1 pseudogene is annotated in these 308 nt (G+C 66.6%); it reads right to left on the reverse strand.

What is annotated here, in order from left to right:
• A pseudogene (locus PH586_RS23495) lies at positions 1-308 on the reverse strand (sarcosine oxidase subunit alpha); the annotation flags it as partial.

A 308-nucleotide genomic window follows, 5' to 3' on the forward strand; every position in this document is an offset into this window, starting at 1 on the left:
CAGCTGCTTGCCGGGGGCCACGCCATAACGGCGCACGTAGGTGGACACCGCGCCGGCCAGCATGTTGCCGGGCACGTCGTTGTTGCCATAGACCAACGGACGCTCGTGGGCGCCAGCGGCCAGGACCACACGCTTGGCGCGCACGCGGTGCAGGCGCTGACGCACCTCGCCCATTGGTGCGGCATCACCGAGATGATCGGTACGACGCTCATGGATGGTGAGGAAGTTGTGGTCGTGATAGCCGTGCACAGTCGAGCGCGGCAGCAGGGTCACTTCCGGCATCTCCTGCAGTTCGGCGATGGCCTTGG

The organism is Pseudomonas aestuarii (assembly GCF_027988105.1).
Taxonomy (GTDB): domain Bacteria; phylum Pseudomonadota; class Gammaproteobacteria; order Pseudomonadales; family Pseudomonadaceae; genus Aquipseudomonas; species Aquipseudomonas aestuarii.